Genomic DNA, 19,499 nt, shown 5'->3' on the forward strand with positions numbered 1-19,499 from the left:
TAGCGGCCGTCGTGCTCTGGCCTTCGGGACTCTGCATCATCGCCTCCAGGGTTGGTTCAGCAACCTCAACCTCTCACAGGCGCGGTCGCTATCCACTCCCCATAGGGTCTTGACCCGGGCATCCAGAGGGTCTCGACATTCTCTGGATTGCCGGGTCAAGCCCGGCAATGACAGTAAAAGTCAGCCGCGCATACTCCTTGCTAGACCATCCGGTGCCGCCGGTGCTCCGACGCTTTCACGGGCCAGTCCTGCATGGCGGGATTCGGCCGCAAGAACCGGGTGGCGGGCCTCTCCGGTCTCGGCGAGAACAACGGCATGAGCATCACCAAACCCGCAGCCCCGCCCGCGATGGCTCTCGCCGACTGGCTGCTGCTGATCGCCCTGTCGGTCGTCTGGGGCGGGTCGTTCTTCTTCGCCAAGATGGCGGTGGCCGAGCTGCCGCCGCTGACCGTCGTCCTCGCCCGGGTCGGGCTGGCGGCCGCGGCGCTGCTGCCGGTGCTGTGGCTGACCCGCCAGGCCCTGCCGCGCGACCGTGGCACCTGGGCCGCCTTCTTCGGCATGGGGATCCTGAACAACCTGATCCCGTTCTGCCTGATCGTCTGGGGCCAGACCCGGATCGGCAGCGGCCTCGCCGCCATCCTGAACGCCACCACGCCGCTGTTCACCGTGCTGGTCGCCCATGTCCTGACCGCCGACGAGAAGATCACGCCGAAGCGGCTGGCCGGGGTGCTGCTCGGCCTCGCCGGGGTCGTGGTGCTGATCGGCCCGCAGGTGCTGGGCGGGCTCGGGGGTGAGGTGACGGCCCAGATCGCCATCCTCGGCGCCGCCCTGTCCTATGCCTTCGCCGGCATCTTCGGGCGGCGCTTCCGCCGCCTGCCGCCGATGGTCACCGCCACCGGCCAGGTCAGCGCCACCAGCCTGATGATGCTGCCGATCGTCGCCCTGGTCGACCGGCCCTGGACCCTGCCGATGCCGAGCGGGACCACGGTGGCATCGCTGGTCGGCCTGGCGCTGCTCAGCACCTCGCTGGCCTATGTCCTCTATTTCAAGCTGCTGGCCCGGGTCGGCGCCACCAACACGGTGCTGGTGACGCTGCTGATCCCGCCCAGCGCGATGCTGCTGGGCCACCTGGTGCTGGGCGAGGTCCTGTCCGGCCGCGCCTGGGCCGGCATGGCGCTGATCGCGCTCGGCCTGGTCGCGCTGGACGGACGGCTGTTCGCGAAGCTGTGGCGCGGCGTGCCCGGTCAGGCCACCTCGTCATAGGTCACACCCAGGGATGCCAGGGCATCCCAGAAGCCGGGATAGGTCTTCGCCACGCAGCCGGGGTCGAGGATGGTGATGCCGCCGATCTTCAGCCCGGCCAGGGCGAAGCTCATGGCGATGCGGTGGTCGGCATAGGTCTCGATCCGGGTCGGCAGCATTTGGCCGGCCAGGGCAGGGTCGGAGGCGACGATCAGGTCGTCGCCCTCCTCGCGGCCCAGTCCGGGGCGGATGCGCGACAGCTCGGTCGCCAGCGCGGCGACGCGGTCGCATTCCTTGACCCGGAGATTGGCGATGCCGGTGAAGCGCACCGGCGTCTCATTGAACGCCGCCAGCACCGCCAGGGTCGGCACCGCATCCTGCATCTGCGATCCGTCGATCACTGCCGGCAACTGCGGGAACCGCGCGATCAGCGCCTGGGCCTTGGCGTCCGGCTGGGTGAACGCGGGCACGCCCAGGTCGATGGCGCCGCCGGTCAGCACCTCGGCGCCCCACAGATAGGTCGCGGCCGAGGCGTCGGGCTCGATCACATGGTCGGCGGCGCGGTAGCCGGTCGGCTGCACGCGCCAGGTCGCCTCGTCCAGCTGCTCGACCTCGGCGCCGAAGGCCCGCATCGCCGCCACGGTGAGGTCGACATAGCCGCGGGCGCCGATCTCCTTGCCCGTCAGCGCCACCTCGACCGGCCCGGTGCCGCAGGCGGCGGCCATCAGCAGGGCGGAGATGTACTGGCTGGACAGGCCGCCATCGATCTCGACCCGGCCGGCGGCGAAGGGCCCATGGCCGCGCACGGTCACCGGCGGATATCCGTTGCTGTCGGTGATGTCGATGCCGAGCGAGCGCAGGGCCTGCACCAGCGGGCCGATCGGCCGCTTGCGCATATGCGCGTCGCCGTCGACCACCACGGTGCCGTCGACCATGGTCACGGCGGCGGTCAGGAAGCGCGTCGCGGTGCCGGCATTGCCCAGGAACAGCGGCCCGGCCGGGGCCAGCAGCCGGCCGGTGCCGGTGACGGTGAAGCTGGTCTCGTCCGGCTCCTCGACCGTCACGCCCATGGCGCGCAGGGCGGTCGCCATCAGTTTGGTGTCGTCGCTCTTCAGCGCCCCGGTCAGGCGGCTGGTGCCGCGGGCCAGCGCCGCCAGCAGCAGGACGCGGTTGGTGATCGACTTCGACCCCGGCGGAGTCACCCGGCCGGTCAGCGGCCGGCCCGGCGCCTTGATCGTCAAACCGTTTGCGCGCGCATCCATGCCGGTCGTCCAGATCTCTGGTGTGATCGTCCTGTCCTAGCGGTCTCCGCGGCCTTCAACCAGCGCGATCGGCTCATTCGAGCCATTCGGTGATGAAGCTGCCGTTCTCGTGGATATCGATGGTCTGCAGCGGGCCGGGGCCGGGATTGGTGAATTTGTGCGGCGTGTTGGCCGGCACCACCACGATCTGCCCGGCCTCGGCCAGGATCTCCTGGGCGCCCAGGGTGAACAGAACACGGCCGGCGCGGATGATGAAGGTCTCGGGATAGGGGTGGCGGTGCAGCTTCGGGCCGCCGCCGGGCTCGGCCCGGTCGAAGAAGATCACCGAGACGCCGGCGCCGTGCTTGCCGAGCTGGATCTCACCATGCCAGCGCTCGGGATCCTCGGCCCAGGCCTGGCGGTCGATGACGGGCTTCATGACGGTCTCCCTTTGCGTTTCATGGATCCGGCCCGAGTGTCCGGGCCTCGCCCAGCAGCCAGTCGCGGAAGGCGACCAGGCCGGGCCGCGGTACCCGGTCCGTCGGCACGGTGAACCAGTAGCCGTGGCGGCTGTGGAAGCCCAGCCCAGCCGGATTGACCAACCGCCCGGTCAGCAATTCCTCGCCGATCAGGCAGCGCGGCACCAGGGCCAGGCCCTGGCCGCCGATGGCGGCGCGGATCACCAGCGCGTAGAAGCCGAAATGCACCATATGGGCCGGGGTGAACTCCACCAACCCCTGCGCCTCGGCGAACTCGCTCCAGCGCAGCGGCGTGTGGCGGTGGTCCAGCACGGTGTAGCGGCACACATCCTCGGCCGTGGCGATGCCGCCCATCCGCCCCAGCAGCGCCGGCGCCCCGACCAGCGCGACATCGCGGCCGAACAGGTACTCCGCCTCCTGGCCCGGCCAGTCGCCCTCGCCGAAGCGGAACACGCCATCGGCCTCCTCGACCGTGTCGCCGGTGGCCTGGGTGGTGAACTGCACCTCCAGCTCCGGCCGCGCCTTGGCCAGCTGCGACAGGCGCGGCACCAGCCAGCGATCGCCCAGGATCGGCAGGACATGCAGCCGGATGGCGTTGGGCGACCCGCGCAGCGCCGCGATCCGCCCGGCCGCGGTCTCCAGCGCCCCCAGCGCGATCCGCGCCTGGGCGACGTAGATCCGCCCGGCCTCGGTCGGCACCAGGCCGCGGCCGGTGCGGGCGAACAGCGGCAGGCCGGCGATCTCCTCCAGGCTGCGCAGCTGCTTGCTGACCGCGCTCTGGGTCAGGTGCACGCTCTTCGCCGCCTCCGAGGCCGAGCCGTGCTCGACCAGCGCGGCCAGGACGCGCAGCGCGGTGGTGGAGGGCAGGGGGATCTGCGGCATCTCTCGGGCTATGAGGGTTTGGACTGGCACGCACGATATTCCATTCCGGACTATCGCGGGGAAATCATTTCCATTGTCGCTGCCCCCGCCGCTTGCCAGCATCCCTGCCGAACAGGGAGCCGAGCATGACCGAACCGACCCGACTCTGGGGCGCCCGCTTCCGTGCCGCGCCCGCGCCGGAGCTGATGGCCCTGTCGCGCTCCGACCCCAGCCATTTCCGCCTCGCGCCCTACGATCTCGCCGCCTCGGCCGCCCATGCGCGCGAGCTGGTGCGGGCCGGCATCCTGACCGGGGCCGAGGGCGAAACCATCGCCGCCGCTCTGTCCGATCTGGCGCGCGACACCGCCGCCGGCACGGTCCGCCCGAACGAGGGCGACGAGGACGTCCACACCTTCCTCGAGCGCGCGCTGACCGAGCGGCTCGGGACCCTCGGCGGCAAGCTGCGCGCCGGAAGGTCGCGCAACGACCAGGCGGCCAACGACCTGAAGCTGTATTTGCGCGACGTCGCCCGCCGCCTGGCCGGCCATGTCATGCTTCTGCAGCAGGCGCTGGTCGGGCAGGCCGAGGCGCATGTGGCGACGCTGGCGCCGGGCTTCACCCATCTGCAGCCGGCCCAGCCGGTCACCTTCGCCCACCAGCTGCTGGCCCACGCCCAGACCTTCGCCCGCGATGTCGAGCGGCTGCAGGACTGGGACCGGCGCAGCGCACGGTCGCCGCTCGGTGCTGCCGCGCTGGCCGGCTCCGCCATCGCGCTCAGGCCCGACCTGTCGGCGGCCGAGCTGGGTTATGACGGCCCCTGCGAGAACTCGATCGACGCGGTCGGCAGCCGCGACCATGTCGCCGAGTTCCTGTTCGTCGCCGCGATGCTGTCGGTGCATCTGTCGCGGCTGGCGGAGGAGGTGTTCCTGTGGTCGTCGCGCCAGTTCCGCTGGGTCGAGCTGGACGACGCCTACGCCACCGGCTCCTCGATCATGCCGCAGAAGAAGAACGCCGACATCGCCGAGCTGACGCGCGGCCGCGCCGCCCGGCTGATCGGCGGGCTGACGGCGATGCTGACGGCGCTGAAGGGCCTGCCCTTCGCCTACAACCGCGACCTGGCCGAGGACAAGCGCGCCGCCTTCGAGGCGGTCGACACGCTCGACGCCGTGCTGCCGGCGATGGCCGGGATGCTGCGCACCTTGCGGGTCAATGTCGACACGCTGAAGCGCCAGTCGGTCGAGGGCTTCACGCTGGCGACCGAGGTGGCGGACTGGCTGGCCCGGCGCGGCGTGCCCTTCTCCGAGGCGCATGAGATCACCGGCGCCCTGGTCCGAAGCTGCGAGGACCGCGGCATCGGGCTGGAGGATCTGGCGGATGCCGATTTGGCGGCGGTCGACCCGCGGCTGACGCCGGAGATCCGGTCCTGCCTGACGCCGGAGGCGGCGGTGGCCGCCCGCAGCGGCCATGGCGGCACGGCCCGGGACCGGGTGCGCGAGCAGCTGGCGCGGCTGCGCGAGCTGCTGGTCGAGCAGGACAGCTGGGCCCAGGCCTATGATGGCCCGCGCGGCTGAACGGAGAGGGCTCATGACCGACACCACCGGCACCTCGCCCTATTCGATCGCCCATCTGCGCCATGTGCCGCGCCGGCACTACGGCCGCTGGGTCGCGGCGGCGCTGATCCTGCTGGCCCTGGCGGCGATCGCAAAAGCCTTCGCCGAGGGCCAGATCGCCTGGCCGGTGGTCGGGCAGTTCTTCACCGCCCCGGCGATCCTGTCCGGCCTGGCCAACACCATCCTGATGACGGTCTGCGCCATGGCGCTGGGCATCGCGCTCGGCGTCCTGTTCGCCATCATGGTGATGTCGCCCAACCCGGTGCTGAAGACCGTGGCGATCGGCTACATCTGGTTCTTCCGCGGCACGCCGCTGCTGCTGCAGCTGCTGCTGTGGTTCAACCTGGCGCTGGTGTTCCCGATGATCGGCATCCCCGGCCTGTTCGAGGCGCGGACGGTCGATCTGATGACGCCCTTCATGGCGACGCTGCTGGGCCTCGGCATCAACCAGGGCGCCTACACCGCCGAGGTGGTGCGCGGCGGCATCCTGTCGGTCGATCTCGGCCAGACCGAGGCGGCCAAGGCGATCGGCATGACCCGGCTGGTGGCGCTGCGCCGCATCGTGCTGCCGCAGGCGATGCGGGTGATCATCCCGCCGGTCGGCAACGAGGTGATCAGCATGGTCAAGCTGACCTCGGTCGCCAGCGTCATCCAATACGCCGAGATGCTGCGCAACGCCCAGACCATCTACTACGCCAACGCCCGGGTGATCGAGCTGCTGATCGTCGCCGCGATCTGGTACCTGGTGGTGGTCACGGTGCTCAGCATCGGCCAGCACTTCCTGGAGAAGCGCTTCGCCCGCGGCCGCGGCGACAACCGGGCCAAGCGCGCCGTGGTCATCGATCAGCCGAAGGAGGCCTGAGCCATGCCGCCGATGGTGGTCGCCGCCGATGTCGACAAACATTTCGGGTCGCTGCACGCGCTGCAGGGCGTGTCGCTGGAGGTCGAGCGCGGCGAGGTGCTGTGCATTATCGGTCCGTCCGGCTCGGGCAAGAGCACACTGCTGCGCTGCATCAACCAGCTCGAAAGCGTCGATGGCGGCGCCGTCTGGGTCGATGGCGAGCTCGCCGGCTTCCGGCAGGAGGGCGACGCCCTCTACGCCCTGACCGACCGCGAGGTGGCGCGCCAGCGCCTGGCCAGCGGCATGGTGTTCCAGCGCTTCAACCTGTTCGCGCACCTGACCGTGCTGGGCAACATCATCGAAGGCCCGGTGACGGTGCAGAAGCGGCCGAAGGCGCAGGTGGTGGCCGAGGCGACGGCGCTGCTGCAGCGCGTCGGCCTGGCCGACAAGCGCGACGCCTATCCGGCCGAGCTGTCCGGCGGCCAGCAGCAGCGCATCGCCATCGCCCGCGCCTTGGCGATGAAGCCGAAGCTGATGCTGTTCGACGAGCCGACATCGGCGCTCGACCCCGAGCTGGTGGGCGAGGTGCTGGCGGTGATGCGCGACCTCGCCGCCAGCGGCATGACCATGATCGTGGTGACGCACGAGCTGGGCTTCGCCCGCGAGGTTGCCGGCCGGGTCGTGTTCATGGATCGCGGCCGGATCGTCGAGATCGGCCCGCCGCAGCAGGTGCTGGGCAGCCCGCGCGAGGCACGCACCCGCGACTTCATCGCCGCCGTCCTGTCGTGACCGGCGGAAAACCAACAACAGGAGAGGCCTCAATGTTTCGTTTCGCCCTGCTCGCCGCTTCCGTCGCTGCGCTCGCCGCCGCATCCGCCTCGGCGCAGACCGTGCCCGACCGGATCAAGCAGGCCGGCAAGATCATCATCGGCACCAACAACAACTACCCGCCGATCATCTTCAAGGACCCGGCGACCAACGAGCTGCAGGGCGTCGACATCGACCTCGGCAAGGCGATCGCCAAGCAGCTGGGCGTCGAGGCCGAGTTCCAGGAGATCGCCTTCGCCCAGATGCTGCCGTCGCTGCAGACCGGCCGCATCGACATGGTGATGGCGGGGATGAGCGACACGCCGGCGCGGCGCGAGACCGCCGATTTCATCGACTACATGAAGTCCGGCGCGCAGTTCTACACGATCACGGCGCTGGCGGGTGAGATCAAGTCGACCGACGATCTGTGCGGCAAGGCGGTGGGCGCCAGCCGCTCGACCAACTGGCCGCAGCAGATCGGCGAGTGGAGCGACGCCAACTGCGTCGCCAAGGGCAAGCCGGCGATCACCGTGGTCGGCACCGAGGGCTCGGCCGACGCCCGCACCCAGCTGAAGACCCAGCGCCTGCAGGCCGCTGCACAGGGCAACGAGACGCTGCCCTATTTCCAGAAGCTGGAGCCGGACACCTATGTGCCGATCGGCCAGGCCTTCACCGAATCCCTGGTCGGCATCCCGGTGCTGAAGTCCGAGCCGCAGCTGCGCGACGCGGTCAAGGCCGCGGTCGAGACGCTGCAGGCCGACGGCACCTACGACCAGATCCTGGCCAAGTACGGCCTGCAGACCAACGCCCTGCCGGCGGCCCTGAACCAGGGGCAGTAACCGCCCCGCCTCGGCACGATCCGTCCGGTCGTCCCGTTCTCATGGCATCCACCCTTGCCCGGAGGATGCCGTGAAGGACAGTCCCTGGTTCGCCCGTTTCGCCACCCGCATCTCCCATCTCGCCGGCCACCCCATCACCTTCGGGGCGGCGGCAGGGTTGATCGTCTTGTGGGCCGCGATCGGGCCGTTCGCCGGCTTTTCCGACGCGTGGCAGCTCACCGTGAACACCGCCACCACGATCGTCACCTTCCTGATGGTGTTCCTGATCCAGAGCACCCAGAACCGCGACACCGCGGCGTTGCAGATCAAGATCGACGAGCTGATCCGCGCCACCAGGACGGCCCGCAATTCCCTGCTCGACCTCGAGGATCACTCCGAGGAGGAGATCCGTCAGATCCGCGAGGAATACGAGAAGCTGGCGAGCAAGGCGCGGTCCCGCGGAAATCGTATGGAGACTTGATGCCGGGGCGGCGCAGGGTCGCGCTCCGACACGGCCGCGATGACGCGACGGGCCGGTCAAGGATGACGATCATGCATGACACGGAAACCTCCCGGGCGGCCGCCCAGCCGGCCCCGGCCGGGACGATCTGGCAGCGCACCGACCCGGAGTCCCGCCGCCGCATCGCCAGCTTCGGCCTGCGGTTCGGCGCCGTGCTGGCCCTGCTCGGGGTGATCGCGCTGCCTGGCCAGCGCTCGCTCGCCGACATGCTGGCGCTGCTGCAGATGGTGATGTTCCTGTCCGCGATGTGGACCGCGCTGTTCGCCTGGGCCGCGCGCGAACCGCCGCAGCCGGGCCGCCTCAACCTGTGGGACGAGGCTCTGGCCTTCACCGCCCTGTTCCTGCTGGTCCGGATCCTCCGCACCGCGGTGCTCGGGGTCTGACCGGCGATCCCGGTCACCGCCCCTCCGGCAGACGCTCCCGTCCGTGCGGGGCCGCCAGGTCCAGCACCGGGCCCTTCGGCACGATGCCGGTCGGGTTGATGCTGTGGTGGCTCTCGTAATAGTGCCGCTTGATATGCGTCATCTCGATCGTCGCGGCCACGCCCGGCCGCTGCGCGATCTCGCGGGTGAAGCCCCACAGCGCCGGATACTCGTGCAGCGGCCGCAGGTTGCACTTGAAGTGACCGTGATAGACCGGGTCGAAGCGCAGCAGCGTGGTGAACAGCCGGATGTCGGCCTCGGTCAGCCGGTCGCCGACCAGCCAACGATGCGCCGACAGATGCGTCTCCAGCCGCTCCAGCGTCTCGAACAGCCGGGTCACCGCCTCCTCATAGACCGCCTGGTCGGTGGCGAAGCCGGCCTTGTAGACGCCGTTGTTCACCCGGTCGTAGACCTCGGCGTTGATCGCGTCGATCTCGGGCAGCAACGCGGCCGGCGATAGATTGACCGATCGATCGGCGAATTCCTCGAACTCCGAGTTCAGCATCCGGATGATCTCGGCCGATTCGTTGTTCACGATCGTGCCGGTCTGCTTGTCCCACAGCACCGGCACGGTGACCCGGCCGGTGTAGTCCGGCCTGGCCAGGGTGTAGACTTCGTGCAGCGCCGCCTTGCCGTTGACCCGGTCGCCGGTGGCGCCGGGCGAGCGCTCTCCGGTGCGGAGATCGGCGAAGGTCCAGCCCTGGGCGCCCATGAAGGGGTCGACCGCGTCGACCGAGACCACGTCCTGCAGCCCCTTCAGCGCCCGCACGATCAGGGTGCGGTGCGCCCAGGGGCAGGCGTAGCAGACATAGAGGTGGTAGCGGCCGGGCTCGGCCTTGAAGCCGGAGCTGCCATCGGCCGTGACCTTGCCGCGGAAGGCGCTGTCCTGCCGCACGAAGCGCCCGCCGGTCGATCTGGTGTCGTACCACTGGTCGGCCCAGCGGCCCTCGATCAGCAGGCCCATCGAATCCTCCATCCGCCGCCGAGCAGGACCCGGCGGCATCATCCAACAGATTCAGAGCCCGTTCGAGACTGCGCTGGTGTGAGTCGGCTGGCGGTGGTTTCGAGAACCGGCGCGCAGCGGACGTTAAAGTCCGTGAGCACCGGAAGCGGAGAAACCGCCGTCAGACGGCCGCACCAGTAGCAGTATCGGGCGGGCTCTCAGCCGGCGAGCTTCGCGGCGATCTTGGTCACATGCGCGCCCTGGAAGCGGGCGCCGGCGAGCTCGTTGGCGCTCGGCTGGCGCTGGCCCTGGCCACCGGCGATGGTGGTGGCGCCGTAGGGCGACCCGCCGGAGATCTCGTCCAGCGTCATCTGGCCCTGGAAGGAGTAGGGCAGGCCGACCACCACCATGCCCTGATGCAGCAGGAAGGTGTGGAAGCTCAGGATCGTCGCCTCCTGGCCGCCATGCTGGGTCGCGCTCGAGGCGAAGACGCTGCCGACCTTGCCGATCAGGGCGCCCTTCATCCACAGGCCGCCGGCCTGGTCGAGGAAGTTCCGCATCTGCGCCGCCATCATGCCGAAGCGGGTCGGCACGCCGAAGATCACGGCGTCGTAGTCGGGCAGCTCGTCGATCGTGGCGATCGGCGCCGCCTGGTCGAGCTTGAAGTGGGAGGCGCGGGCGGTCTCTTCCGGCACCAGCTCGGGCACGCGCTTGATGGTGGCTTCGCCGCCCGCCTCGCGCACGCCTTCGGCCACCGCCGTGGCCATGGTCTCGATATGGCCGTAGGAGCTGTAGTAGAGGACCAGGACCTTCGTCATCGCATGGATTCCCTTCGGGCTGGCAGCCTGTGCTGCGGCTGAAAGGTAGTCCTCGGAGCGAGGCGGGGGAACCCGCCGATCCGGCACAGGATTGTTTCCTGGGAGGCGACGATCCGGCTGGCGGCTCTACGCCGCCTGGGTCGCCGCAGCCGTCTCCCGCCGCCGCGCCGTCGCCGCCAGCAGGACGAGGGCGATCGCCGCCGACAGGGCGCCGACCCAGCCGAGCGCCGTGACTCCGCCCCGATCCAGCGTCGCCGCCCCGAGCGCCGAGCCGAAGGCGATGCCGGCATAGAGCGCCGAGGCGTTCAGCGACGCCGCGATCATCCCGACCTCCGGCGCCAGCCGGATCAGCCGCGTCGTCTGCGCCGGGTGGAAGGCCCAGCCGGCGATGCTCCAGACCAGCATCAGCGGCGCCACCGCGAACAGCGCCTGGCCGCTCGGCAGGGCGGTGGCGGCGCCCAGGCCGGCCAGGGCCAGGGTCAGGAAGACCAGGGCGCCGAGCTGCAGCCGCACCGGGCCGATCCTGTCGGTCAGCTGGCCGCCGAGGGCGTTGCCGATGGCGGAGCCGATGCCGAACAGGAACAGCACGGCGCTGACCCCGTCCGGGCCGATCCCGGCCGTGTGCTCCAGATAGGGCGCGATGAAGGTGTAGAGGACGAAGGCGGCGGCGATCCAGAAGAAGGTCACGACCAGCGCCTGCAGCACCGCCGGCCGGCGGGCCACGGCCAGCCGTTCGGCCAGGGTGCTGGCGCCGAGCGGCAGCTTCGCCGGCAGGCCGAAGCGCAGCCCCGCCACCCCGGCCAGGCCGAGCACCGCGACGATCACGAAGGTGGCGCGCCAGTCGAAATGGTTGCCGATCCAGGCGCCGAGCGGCACGCCCAGCGCTGTGGCGATGGTCATGCCGCTGGTCACCGCGGCGATCGCCCGGCCGCGCCGCTCGGGCGGCACCAGCGAGGCCGCCACGGCATAGGCGGTCGGCATGAACAGCCCGGCGCTGAGCGCCAGCAGCACCCGGGCGGCGACCAGCTGCCACAGGCTCCCGGCCAGCGCCGCCAGCAGGTTCGAGACGGTGAAGGCCAGCAGCGCCATGACCAGCAGCCGGCGCCGGTCGAGGCCGCCGCACAGCGCCGACAGGATCGGCGAGCCGACGGCATAGGCGAGGGCGAAGATCGTGATCAACTGCCCGGCGGTGGCGACGGAGCTGTGGAAATCCGCGGCGATCGCGGGCAGCAGCCCGGCGATCATCAGGGCTTCGGTGCCGATGGCGAAAGCGCCGATCGCGAGCCAGACCAGGGAGGCGGGCATCGACCGTGTTCCATTGTTCAATGATCTTTGAACCATACCCCGTCCCGCCGGCCGGCCGTCAAGCGGATTGTTCAAAATTCGTTGAACATTGAAACGCTGCGGCGGATCGGCTAGATCTGCCGCATGCGCCCGCCCTTCCAGCCCGATCGCGACCAGCTCGACCTCGTGACCATCCTGGCCGCGCTCAGCGACCCGACCCGGCTGGGCATCGTCGCCACGCTGGCCGAGGTGGGCGAGGTCTCCTGCAGCAGCTTCGGCGACGGGGCCACCAAGACCGCGCTGTCCTATCACTACGCCAAGCTGCGTGAGGCCGGGGTGACCTGGACCCGGATCGTCGGCACGCAGCGCTTCATCTCGCTGCGGCGCGACGACCTGGACGAGACGTTCCCCGGCCTGCTCGACTCCGTCGTGACAAATGCGCGCAGGACGAAGCCCTCCGGACCGGCGTCATAGCACGTCCCTGTCCAGCGAATCCGCGGCTGCCCGGAAACTTTCGGTTACGAAACGGTAATTTCGCGACACCCACCCCGCCGGTTATGGTGCCCCCCGCAAAGGCTCGGGAACGCTGCGGGTCCCCATGCGTTTCGAGCCCAAGACCCAGCGCAATCCCCAGATGATGACGCCCTTGCGTCGTCCGAGTCAGCCCATGCGGACATTCTCAGTCGTCACAACCTGCCATGCCGCCGGCTATGCCGAATACGGCCGGCGCATGATCGAGACCTTCGATCGGCACTGGCCGGACGAGATCCCCTTGATCCTGTATCGCGAGAACTTCGTGCCCGAGGTGCGAAGCGACCGAGTCACCGTGCGCGACCTGGTCAGGAGCTGCCCGGACCTGATGGCGTTCAAGCGCCGGCACGCCGACAACCCGCTGGCGCATGGCCAGACCCAGCGCTACCGCTTCAAGCTGTCGCGCAACCCCTACAAGAACCGGATCAAGCTGGGCGAGCGCAACTGGGGCGCCGGCTTCCGCTGGGACGCCGTGCGCTTCGCCCACAAGGCCTTCGCCATCTTCCACGCCGCCAGGACCTGCGACAGCGACGTGCTGATCTGGGTCGACGCCGACAGCCTGTTCTTCGCCGCGCCGACCTGGCAGGAGCTGGAGGGCTTCGTCCCGCCGGACTGCTTCGTCGGCCATCTGCACCGGCCGACCTACACCGAATGCGGCTTCATCGCCTACAACCTGCGCCATCCGGCGACGCAGGAGATGCTGGCGGCGTTCGAGCGGCTGTACACCGAGGACGGGCTGTTCCGGGAATACGAGTTCCACGACGCCTATCTGTTCGACGTGGTCCGCCGCCAGGTCGAGCAGGCCGGCCACCGGTCCCACGACATCGCCGAGGGCATCGGCGCCCGGGCCAAGCATGTGCTGATCAATTCGCGCCTCGGCCGCTTCATGGACCACGTCAAGGGCGGCCGCAAGGATGCCGGCCACAGCGGGCGCGGCGACCTGGTGGTCGACCGCCGCGAGGCCTACTGGGCCAACTCCGCCTAAGGACCTGACACGGGCGCCGTCCGGCCGGTCCGGCACACGGCGCACAGCCCCGCCGCCGCGGCCAGGGTGACGGCCGCCAGCGCGGCCGAGAGCCACAGCGCCGCGGCCTCGCCCAGCCTTTCGATCACCGCGGCATAGGCGATCGGCGCCGCGGCCGAGCACAGGAAGCCCGGCACCAGCAGCCTTCCGGCGATGGCGCCGTAGCGGCTCGGGTCGAACAGCACCAGGGGCAGCGTGCCGCGGGTGATGGTCAGCAGGCCGTTGCCGGCGCCGTAGAGGAAGGTGAAGGCGATCGCCGCCGCCGCGATCTGGCCGCTCCACAGCCCCGCCACGAAGCACACCGGCAGCACGGCCGCCGCCGCCAGGGTCAGCGCCGGCGGCGACAGCCCGCCGCCGAACAGCACCTCCGCCAGCCGGGCGCCGGACTGGCCGATGCCGCGCAGCGTCGCGATCCAGACCGCGACCGGCGCCGCCAGGCCGAGCCCGGCCAGGATGCCGATCATATGCGCCGACATGCCGGCGTTCAGGATGTTGGTCAGGGTCACGATCAGGGCGTAGAGCGCGCCGGCGATCCAGGGCTCCCGCCGGCTGCCGGCCAGCGGTGGGGGCGCCGCCGCGGCCGGCCGCGCGCGCTCGCCGCTGCGGCCGGCGGGCAGGGCCAGATGCAGCGGGATGGTCAGCAGCGCGAAGCCGGCATAGGCGAAGACCGCGCCGCGCCAGCCGAACAGCGTGGCCAGCTGCTCGCCGATCGGCCAGAAGGCGGTGGAGGCCAGCCCGCCCAGCAGCGTGATCTGCGCCATCGGCTTCCGCGCCTCCGCCCCGCCGATCCGCGCCAGCGCGGCGAAGGCGGCGTCGTACAGGGTGCAGCGCATCGCCAGCCCCAGCACCAGCCAGGCGCCATAATACGAGACCGGGTCCCGGGCCAAGGCGAGGCCGGCACAGCCGAGCGCCGACAGCACCGATCCCGCCGTCATCACGAAACGGCCGCCACGGCGGTCGATCAGCCGCCCGACCCAGGCGGAGGACAGCCCCATCACCAGCAGCGCGGCGGAGAAGCCGCCATGCACCAGGGTGTGGCTCCAGCCGGTCTCGGCGATGATCCGCGGGCCGAAGCCGCCGATCAGGTAGTAGGTGGTGCCCCAGCTGATCAGCTGGGCCAGGCCGAGTCCGAGGACGGTGCCGCGCCGGATCAAGCGCCCGGCCAGGGCTGGGGCGGGGCCGTGTCGCCGGGGCCGAGCGCCCGCTGCATCAGCACGGTGTCGACCCAGCGCCCGAGCTTGAAGCCGGTCGATTGCAGGAGGCCGGCCCGGCGGAAGCCGAACGCCTCGTGCAGCGCGATCGAGCCGGCATTGCCGCTGTCGCCGATCACCGCCACCATCTGGCGCCAGGGGCCGGTCTCGCAGCGCTCGATCAGCGTTCCCAGCAGGGCCCGGCCGATGCCGCGGCCGGCCAGGCCGTCGGCGACATAGACCGAATCCTCGATGGTGTGGCGATAGGCCGGGCGCGGCCGGTAGGCGCCGGCATAGGCGTAGCCGGCCACGCGGCCGTCGATCTCCGCCGCCAGATAGGGCAGGCCCTGGGCCAGCACTGCCGCCCGCCGCGCCGCCAGCTCCGCCGTCTCCGGCGGCACCTCCTCGAAGCTGGCGAAGCCGTGCAGCACGTGCCGGGCATAGATCGCCTGGACGGCCGGCAGGTCCGTCTCCGCCGCATCGCGGATGGTGATCGGGGAGGCGAGGGGACGGTCGGGCATCATGGTCTCTCGGTCAGGATCGGCGCGGCCGCGCAGCACCTCGATCTGGCGCCGGCGCGACTGCGGCGAGGCGGACAGCCAATGCAGCATCTCGGACAACACAGGGCAAGGCATCGGGCAGGGCCGTGGTGGGGACAGGCCGAGATTGCGCTTCCGTGACGGATAAGAGAAATTCGGATATCCAATGCAGAGCATAAGGAATTCTTTGGATGCGCGGGCTCAGCCTCGACCAGCTGCGCACCTTCGCCGAGGTGATCCGGGCCAGCAGCTTCTCCGGCGCCGCGGCCCGGCTGAACCTGACCCAGCCGGCGGTCAGCCTGCAGATCCGGCAGCTCGAGACTCGGCTCGGCATCCGGCTGGTCGAGCGGGTCGGGCGGCGGGCCAACCCGACCGCGGCGGGGCGGGACCTGCTGGTCCATGCCGGGCGGATTGAGGCCGAGGTCGCGGCGGCGGTCGAGGCGATGGCGGAGCACGCCGGCGGCACGATCGGGCGAGTCCGGTTGGGCACCGGCGCCACTGCCTGCATCTACCTGCTGCCGTCGGTGTTGCGGGCGCTGCGCCGCCGCCTGCCGTCGCTCGAGATCGTGGTCTCGACCGGCAACACCGCCGGCATCCTGCGCCTCTTGGAGGAGAACGCGCTCGACCTCGGCCTCGTCACCCTGCCGGCGCCGGGCCGCGCCTTCGCCGTGACGCCGCTGATGGAGGAGGAGTTCGTTGCCGTCGCCCCGGCCGAGGCCGACGACCTGCCGCCGATGGTGACGCCGGCTTCGCTGGCCGGCCGGCCGGTCGTGGCCTATGAGCCCGGCGGCCACACCCGGCGCATCGTCGACGACTGGTTCGCGCGGGCCGGGATCAGCCTGAAGCCGGTGATGGAGCTGGGCAGCGTCGAGGCCATAAAAGAACTGGTCGGCGCCGGCCTCGGCTGCGCCATCCTGCCCTCGATGGCGGTGGCGCAGGCGCCGGGCCTGGCCGTCCATCCGCTGTCGCCGCGGCTGCACCGCCGGCTCGGCCTGGTGCTGCGCCGCGACAAGCCGCTGGCCCGCGGCCTGCGCGAGACCATCGCCGCGCTGAACCAGGCGGTGGCGGAGCGATCCACAGTGTGATCTCTTGCCGAGGCTCCGGGACTAGGCGAAGCTTCCCTACGTCTCGGTGGGGCACGCGCTGATGAAACCTCTTCGGTTTCTCCTTCCGGTTATAGCCGCATGCTCGATCATCGCGATGGCAAGCTGCGCACCGGCAAGCAAGACGGCTTCCTCCCGCCCGAGCCCGACGCCATCGAAGTCGTGGGCGCTGCTGGCGGAGGGGCATCGTGAGCAGGGCAGGGTGGCGGATTTCCAGTCCGGGAGCTTTCTGGACCTCCGTCTGGACGACGGGACGATACGATTATTCGAGCTCGATTTCGCTCCTCCGGTGACCGATGCGATCCGGGCTGGAGATCGGGTTCAGGTGGTGTGGTTCGATGTGTTGATGATCATGCCGCCGTCGCCAAATGAGCCCGAAATCCTTACCGCCACCGCCACCGCAATCCGGACGAATGGCAGCACCACGACGGTCACGCTGCAGGCGCCAACCGGCGAATCCCTCACCATCAGCGGTACCGTCGAGGCCGGCGACGCGGATCTCTCCTTTCTCAAGCCCGGCGACCGGGTGCATGCGGAGCATTCGGTTGCCGTCCGGGAGATCACCAAGATTCCTCGTTGAGAGCCTGCCCTTATCCCTCGGAGCCGGCGTCGAGGCGTTGACCCCGCGCTGCGCCTCGTAGACCTTGCCGGTCATGGACATGCCCGGCGCCATGATCGTCTTCGCCCAGGTCGTCGACAGCCGCAGCTTCTCGGCCGCGGCGGTGCGGCTCGGCCTGTCGAAATCCGCGGTCAGCAAGCAGATCGCGAAGCTGGAGGACCGGCTCGGCGCCCGGTTGCTCAACCGCACCACCCGCACCCTCAGCCCGACCGATGCCGGGCAGGATTTCTACGAGCGCTGCATCCGCGTCGCCCGCGAGGTCGAGGAGGCGGAGCGGGCGATCACCCATCTCTCGGCCGAGCCGCGCGGCCTGCTGCGGCTGAACGCGCCGGCCAGCTTCGGCCGGGAATACCTGGCGCCGCTGGTGCCGGAGATGCTGGCGCGCTGGCCCGAGCTGCGGATCGAGGCCCTGTTCGAGGACCGCTTTGTCGACGTCGTGGCCGAGGGCTTCGACCTGGTGATCCGCATCACCCGGCTGCAGGATTCCAGCCTGGTAGCCCGCCGCATCGCCCCCTGCCGGCGGCTGGTCTGCGCCGCGCCGTCCTATCTCGAGCGCCACGGCGTGCCGCGCACGCCGGCCGACCTCGCCCGGCACGACTGCGTCCTCTACAGCTATGCCGCCGACCAGAACGAGTGGGAGTTCCTCGGCCCGGACGGGCGGCTGGAGACGGTGCGGGTCGACGGCCGGCTGCGCGCCAACAATGCCGAGGTGACGCTGGCGGCGCTGCTGGCCGGCGCCGCGCTGGCCCTGTCGCCGGACTTCATCGTCGGCCCGGACATCGCCGCCGGGCGGCTGGTGCCGCTGTTGACCGACTACGAGAACCCGTTCGGCGCGATCTACGCCGTCTGGCCGCACAACCGCAACCTGGCCCCCAAGGTGCGGGCGGTGGTGGATTTTTTGGTCGAACGCTTCGCCGCCGAGCCGATCTGGGAGCGGCGTTAGGAGCCCGTTCGAGAATGCGCTGGCGTGAGTCGACTGGCGGTGGTTTCGAGAACCGGCGCGCAGCGGAAGTTTGAGTCCGTGAGCACCGGAAGCGGAGAAACCGCCATCAGGCGGCCGCGCCAGTAGCATTATCGGACGGGCTCCTAGCCCGCCCCGCTGTCGGCGTTGTGGGTCTGGCTGCGCAGCGGCCGGTGCTCGACCCGCAGATAGGTCACCAGGCTGAGGGCGAAGACCGCTGCCACCGCCGCGAACAGCACGGCGAAGGCGCGGGCGATCTCGACGCGCTCGGCCTCGCTCAGCGGCCGGCGCACCAGCTCCTCCAGCCCCGAGACCGAGGCGACCGACGGGCTCCAGGCCACGATCAGCCCCAGCACCAGCGCCGACCCGGCCGCGACCAGGATGGCTCCGCCGAGGGCGCGGGAGAAGCCGACGGCCCCGGTCACGGCGCCGAGGTCGCGGATCGCCGCGGCGTTCTGCGACGCCACCATGCTGGCCGGGAAGATCGGGCCGACGCCGAGCCCGATGATCATCAGCAGGCCGGAGGCGACCAGCGGCGTGGTGTGCGTCGCCACCGCAGCCAGCACCAGCGCCGCCACGATCGCCACCGGCAGCCCGACCATCGGCGGCCGGCGATAGGTGCCGGTGCGGGTGATGTAGCGGCCGCACAGCGAGGCGGTGACGGTGGTCGACACCATCAGCGGGATCATCAGCAGTCCGACCTCGCCGGTTCCGGCCTGCAGCGCCACCTGCAGATAGGTCGGCGCCAGCACCGCCAGCACCAGATATCCGCCGAAGGCGAGGAAGACCGCGGTCAGCACCGGCCCGACCACGGCGTCGCCGAGGAAGCGCGGCGGCAGGATCGGTTCCGCCACCCGGCTCTGGCGGCGGAAGAACAGCCAGCCGCCGAGCCCGGCCACCGCCACCGCGGCGACCACCGGCAGCGAGGCCCAGGGAAAGGCCGTGCCGCCCCAGGACAGGCCGAGCAGCAGCGCCGTGGTGCCGAGGGTGAGGAGGGCGATCGAGATGAAATCGATCCGCGCCTTGACCCGCGGCACCGGCAGCTTGCGCAGCGCCCGGTCGACGATGCCCAGCGCCAGCAGGCCCAGCGGCAAGTTGATCCAGAAGATCCAGGGCCAGCCGACGTACTGGGTCAGGGCGCCGCCGAGGGTCGGGCCGATCAGGGCGGAACCGGCCCAGACCGTGGCGAAATAGGCGGCATAGCGGCCCCGCTCGCGCGGCGCCACCACATCGGCGATCACGGTCTGGGCCAGGGTCAGCAGGCCGCCGCCGCCCAGCCCCTGCAGGGCGCGCGACGCGATCAGCATGGTCATGGAGGTCGAGAGGGCGCACAGCGCCGAGGCGGCCAGGAACACGATCAGGCAGCCCAGCAGCATCAGCCGGCGGCCGTACAGGTCGCTGAGCTTGCCGAGGATCGGCGTGGCGCAGGTCGAGGTCAGCAGATAGGCGGTGACGACCCAGGAGATCAGCTCGAAATCGCCCAGCTCGCGCCCGATCGAGGGCAGGGCGGTGGCGACGATGGTCTGGTCGAGCGCCGACAGGAACAGCGCCAGCAGGGCGCCGAGCACAATGGTGTGGGTCTCGGACTGGGTCAGGTTCATTTTTTGCCGCTTCCTCCCGCCCCGCGCGAGTCGGGACGCCTATCC

Annotated in this window: 21 protein-coding genes; 12 read left to right on the forward strand and 9 right to left on the reverse strand. The window is 70.6% G+C overall.

The genetic code is table 11. The features are described from left to right. Nucleotides 1-252: 252 nt before the first annotated feature. Entirely contained in the window at nucleotides 253-1,263 is a 1,011-nt protein-coding gene (locus ACTOWL_RS27165) for a DMT family transporter (RefSeq protein ID WP_441324411.1), read from the forward strand. Here ACTOWL_RS27165 and ACTOWL_RS27170 read toward each other — a convergent pair. The 3 genes from ACTOWL_RS27170 to ACTOWL_RS27180 all read right to left on the reverse strand — a co-directional run bounded on the left by ACTOWL_RS27170 (nucleotide 1,245) and on the right by ACTOWL_RS27180 (nucleotide 3,844). Continuing rightward, nucleotides 1,245-2,504: a 3-phosphoshikimate 1-carboxyvinyltransferase gene (locus tag ACTOWL_RS27170; RefSeq protein WP_441324412.1), complete on the reverse strand. Its 1,260-nt coding sequence runs from the start codon at nucleotides 2,502-2,504 to the stop codon at nucleotides 1,245-1,247. The two genes, ACTOWL_RS27165 and ACTOWL_RS27170, sit on opposite strands and share 19 nt — an antisense overlap. A gap of 73 nt (nucleotides 2,505-2,577) precedes the next feature. Next, nucleotides 2,578-2,922 (reverse strand): cupin domain-containing protein, encoded by a 345-nt coding sequence (locus ACTOWL_RS27175; RefSeq protein ID WP_441324413.1) that lies wholly within the window; start codon nucleotides 2,920-2,922, stop codon nucleotides 2,578-2,580. 19 nt (nucleotides 2,923-2,941) lie between these two features. Next, nucleotides 2,942-3,844, reverse strand: a complete 903-nt coding sequence (locus ACTOWL_RS27180; RefSeq protein WP_441324414.1) for a LysR substrate-binding domain-containing protein — start codon at nucleotides 3,842-3,844, stop codon at nucleotides 2,942-2,944. 125 nt (nucleotides 3,845-3,969) lie between these two features. Between ACTOWL_RS27180 and argH the strand changes: the two genes are divergently transcribed. The 6 genes from argH (at nucleotide 3,970) to ACTOWL_RS27210 (ending at nucleotide 8,802) form a co-directional block, all read left to right on the forward strand. After that, the gene (gene argH, locus ACTOWL_RS27185; protein ID WP_441324415.1) at nucleotides 3,970-5,394 is read left to right on the forward strand and encodes an argininosuccinate lyase; all 1,425 of its coding nucleotides are present in this window, start codon (nucleotides 3,970-3,972) and stop codon (nucleotides 5,392-5,394) included. A 13-nt stretch (nucleotides 5,395-5,407) separates the two neighbouring features. After that, nucleotides 5,408-6,295, forward strand: coding sequence for an amino acid ABC transporter permease (locus tag ACTOWL_RS27190; RefSeq protein ID WP_441324416.1), 888 nt, complete (start codon nucleotides 5,408-5,410; stop codon nucleotides 6,293-6,295). 3 nt (nucleotides 6,296-6,298) lie between these two features. After that, complete coding sequence (locus ACTOWL_RS27195; RefSeq protein ID WP_441324417.1) at nucleotides 6,299-7,063, forward strand: amino acid ABC transporter ATP-binding protein; 765 nt, start codon at nucleotides 6,299-6,301, stop codon at nucleotides 7,061-7,063. Between the two features lie 32 nt (nucleotides 7,064-7,095). Next, nucleotides 7,096-7,920 carry an ABC transporter substrate-binding protein gene (locus tag ACTOWL_RS27200; protein WP_441324418.1) on the forward strand — a complete coding sequence of 275 codons (825 nt, stop codon included), beginning with the start codon at nucleotides 7,096-7,098 and terminating at the stop codon, nucleotides 7,918-7,920. 70 nt (nucleotides 7,921-7,990) lie between these two features. Then, on the forward strand, nucleotides 7,991-8,380 hold the full coding sequence (locus ACTOWL_RS27205; RefSeq protein WP_441324419.1) for a low affinity iron permease family protein: 390 nt from the start codon (nucleotides 7,991-7,993) through the stop codon (nucleotides 8,378-8,380). Nucleotides 8,381-8,451: 71 nt separating this feature from the next. Further along, nucleotides 8,452-8,802, forward strand: coding sequence for a hypothetical protein (locus tag ACTOWL_RS27210; RefSeq protein ID WP_441324420.1), 351 nt, complete (start codon nucleotides 8,452-8,454; stop codon nucleotides 8,800-8,802). A 13-nt stretch (nucleotides 8,803-8,815) separates the two neighbouring features. Here the strand turns inward: ACTOWL_RS27210 and ACTOWL_RS27215 are convergent, their stop codons facing one another. The 3 genes from ACTOWL_RS27215 to ACTOWL_RS27225 form a co-directional block, all read right to left on the reverse strand. Beyond that, nucleotides 8,816-9,805: a glutathione S-transferase family protein gene (locus ACTOWL_RS27215; protein WP_441324421.1), complete on the reverse strand. Its 990-nt coding sequence runs from the start codon at nucleotides 9,803-9,805 to the stop codon at nucleotides 8,816-8,818. A 197-nt stretch (nucleotides 9,806-10,002) separates the two neighbouring features. Then, nucleotides 10,003-10,602: an NAD(P)H:quinone oxidoreductase gene (wrbA, locus tag ACTOWL_RS27220; RefSeq protein WP_441324422.1), complete on the reverse strand. Its 600-nt coding sequence runs from the start codon at nucleotides 10,600-10,602 to the stop codon at nucleotides 10,003-10,005. Between the two features lie 126 nt (nucleotides 10,603-10,728). Next, complete coding sequence (locus tag ACTOWL_RS27225) at nucleotides 10,729-11,907, reverse strand: MFS transporter (protein WP_441324423.1); 1,179 nt, start codon at nucleotides 11,905-11,907, stop codon at nucleotides 10,729-10,731. Between the two features lie 123 nt (nucleotides 11,908-12,030). On the opposite strand from ACTOWL_RS27225, the gene ACTOWL_RS27230 reads away from it, so the two are divergent. Further along, nucleotides 12,031-12,360: an ArsR/SmtB family transcription factor gene (locus ACTOWL_RS27230; protein WP_441324424.1), complete on the forward strand. Its 330-nt coding sequence runs from the start codon at nucleotides 12,031-12,033 to the stop codon at nucleotides 12,358-12,360. Between the two features lie 193 nt (nucleotides 12,361-12,553). Then, nucleotides 12,554-13,402 (forward strand): hypothetical protein, encoded by an 849-nt coding sequence (locus ACTOWL_RS27235; protein WP_441324425.1) that lies wholly within the window; start codon nucleotides 12,554-12,556, stop codon nucleotides 13,400-13,402. On the opposite strand, the gene ACTOWL_RS27240 is transcribed toward ACTOWL_RS27235, so the two are convergent. Continuing rightward, nucleotides 13,399-14,595, reverse strand: a complete 1,197-nt coding sequence (locus tag ACTOWL_RS27240; protein WP_441324426.1) for an MFS transporter — start codon at nucleotides 14,593-14,595, stop codon at nucleotides 13,399-13,401. The genes ACTOWL_RS27235 and ACTOWL_RS27240 overlap by 4 nt on opposite strands. Beyond that, entirely contained in the window at nucleotides 14,592-15,242 is a 651-nt protein-coding gene (locus tag ACTOWL_RS27245; protein WP_441324427.1) for a GNAT family N-acetyltransferase, read from the reverse strand. The genes ACTOWL_RS27240 and ACTOWL_RS27245 overlap by 4 nt, the downstream gene beginning before the upstream one ends. A 119-nt stretch (nucleotides 15,243-15,361) precedes the next feature. Here ACTOWL_RS27245 and ACTOWL_RS27250 point away from each other — a divergent pair, with 119 nt between their 5' ends. The 3 genes from ACTOWL_RS27250 to ACTOWL_RS27260 all read left to right on the forward strand — a co-directional run bounded on the left by ACTOWL_RS27250 (nucleotide 15,362) and on the right by ACTOWL_RS27260 (nucleotide 17,835). Continuing rightward, nucleotides 15,362-16,255, forward strand: coding sequence for a LysR family transcriptional regulator (locus ACTOWL_RS27250; protein WP_441324428.1), 894 nt, complete (start codon nucleotides 15,362-15,364; stop codon nucleotides 16,253-16,255). A gap of 61 nt (nucleotides 16,256-16,316) precedes the next feature. Next, entirely contained in the window at nucleotides 16,317-16,853 is a 537-nt protein-coding gene (locus ACTOWL_RS27255; protein ID WP_441324429.1) for a hypothetical protein, read from the forward strand. Between the two features lie 73 nt (nucleotides 16,854-16,926). Beyond that, entirely contained in the window at nucleotides 16,927-17,835 is a 909-nt protein-coding gene (locus ACTOWL_RS27260) for a LysR family transcriptional regulator (RefSeq protein ID WP_441324430.1), read from the forward strand. A gap of 143 nt (nucleotides 17,836-17,978) precedes the next feature. Here ACTOWL_RS27260 and ACTOWL_RS27265 read toward each other — a convergent pair whose 3' ends face one another. Further along, nucleotides 17,979-19,454, reverse strand: a complete 1,476-nt coding sequence (locus ACTOWL_RS27265) for an MDR family MFS transporter (RefSeq protein WP_441324431.1) — start codon at nucleotides 19,452-19,454, stop codon at nucleotides 17,979-17,981. Nucleotides 19,455-19,499 lie beyond the last annotated feature (45 nt).

The sequence above is a fragment of the Inquilinus sp. CA228 genome (assembly GCF_052078665.1).
Lineage (GTDB): Bacteria > Pseudomonadota > Alphaproteobacteria > DSM-16000 > Inquilinaceae > Inquilinus.

Excerpts from the sequence above, each read along its gene's own strand:
- ACTOWL_RS27245 (WP_441324427.1), bottom strand. The coding sequence starts at position 15,242 with ATGCTGCATTGGCTGTCCGCCTCGCCGCAGTCGCGCCGGCGCCAGATC.
- ACTOWL_RS27225 (WP_441324423.1), bottom strand. The coding sequence starts at position 11,907 with ATGCCCGCCTCCCTGGTCTGGCTCGCGATCGGCGCTTTCGCCATCGGC.
- ACTOWL_RS27175 (WP_441324413.1), bottom strand. The coding sequence starts at position 2,922 with ATGAAGCCCGTCATCGACCGCCAGGCCTGGGCCGAGGATCCCGAGCGC.
- wrbA (WP_441324422.1), bottom strand. The coding sequence starts at position 10,602 with ATGACGAAGGTCCTGGTCCTCTACTACAGCTCCTACGGCCATATCGAG.
- ACTOWL_RS27165 (WP_441324411.1), top strand. The coding sequence starts at position 253 with ATGGCGGGATTCGGCCGCAAGAACCGGGTGGCGGGCCTCTCCGGTCTC.
- ACTOWL_RS27230 (WP_441324424.1), top strand. The coding sequence starts at position 12,031 with ATGCGCCCGCCCTTCCAGCCCGATCGCGACCAGCTCGACCTCGTGACC.
- ACTOWL_RS27190 (WP_441324416.1), top strand. The coding sequence starts at position 5,408 with ATGACCGACACCACCGGCACCTCGCCCTATTCGATCGCCCATCTGCGC.
- ACTOWL_RS27260 (WP_441324430.1), top strand. The coding sequence starts at position 16,927 with ATGGACATGCCCGGCGCCATGATCGTCTTCGCCCAGGTCGTCGACAGC.
- ACTOWL_RS27210 (WP_441324420.1), top strand. The coding sequence starts at position 8,452 with ATGCATGACACGGAAACCTCCCGGGCGGCCGCCCAGCCGGCCCCGGCC.
- ACTOWL_RS27200 (WP_441324418.1), top strand. The coding sequence starts at position 7,096 with ATGTTTCGTTTCGCCCTGCTCGCCGCTTCCGTCGCTGCGCTCGCCGCC.
- ACTOWL_RS27195 (WP_441324417.1), top strand. The coding sequence starts at position 6,299 with ATGCCGCCGATGGTGGTCGCCGCCGATGTCGACAAACATTTCGGGTCG.
- ACTOWL_RS27170 (WP_441324412.1), bottom strand. The coding sequence starts at position 2,504 with ATGGATGCGCGCGCAAACGGTTTGACGATCAAGGCGCCGGGCCGGCCG.
- ACTOWL_RS27255 (WP_441324429.1), top strand. The coding sequence starts at position 16,317 with ATGAAACCTCTTCGGTTTCTCCTTCCGGTTATAGCCGCATGCTCGATC.
- ACTOWL_RS27180 (WP_441324414.1), bottom strand. The coding sequence starts at position 3,844 with ATGCCGCAGATCCCCCTGCCCTCCACCACCGCGCTGCGCGTCCTGGCC.
- ACTOWL_RS27250 (WP_441324428.1), top strand. The coding sequence starts at position 15,362 with ATGCGCGGGCTCAGCCTCGACCAGCTGCGCACCTTCGCCGAGGTGATC.
- ACTOWL_RS27235 (WP_441324425.1), top strand. The coding sequence starts at position 12,554 with ATGCGGACATTCTCAGTCGTCACAACCTGCCATGCCGCCGGCTATGCC.
- ACTOWL_RS27265 (WP_441324431.1), bottom strand. The coding sequence starts at position 19,454 with ATGAACCTGACCCAGTCCGAGACCCACACCATTGTGCTCGGCGCCCTG.
- ACTOWL_RS27215 (WP_441324421.1), bottom strand. The coding sequence starts at position 9,805 with ATGGGCCTGCTGATCGAGGGCCGCTGGGCCGACCAGTGGTACGACACC.
- argH (WP_441324415.1), top strand. The coding sequence starts at position 3,970 with ATGACCGAACCGACCCGACTCTGGGGCGCCCGCTTCCGTGCCGCGCCC.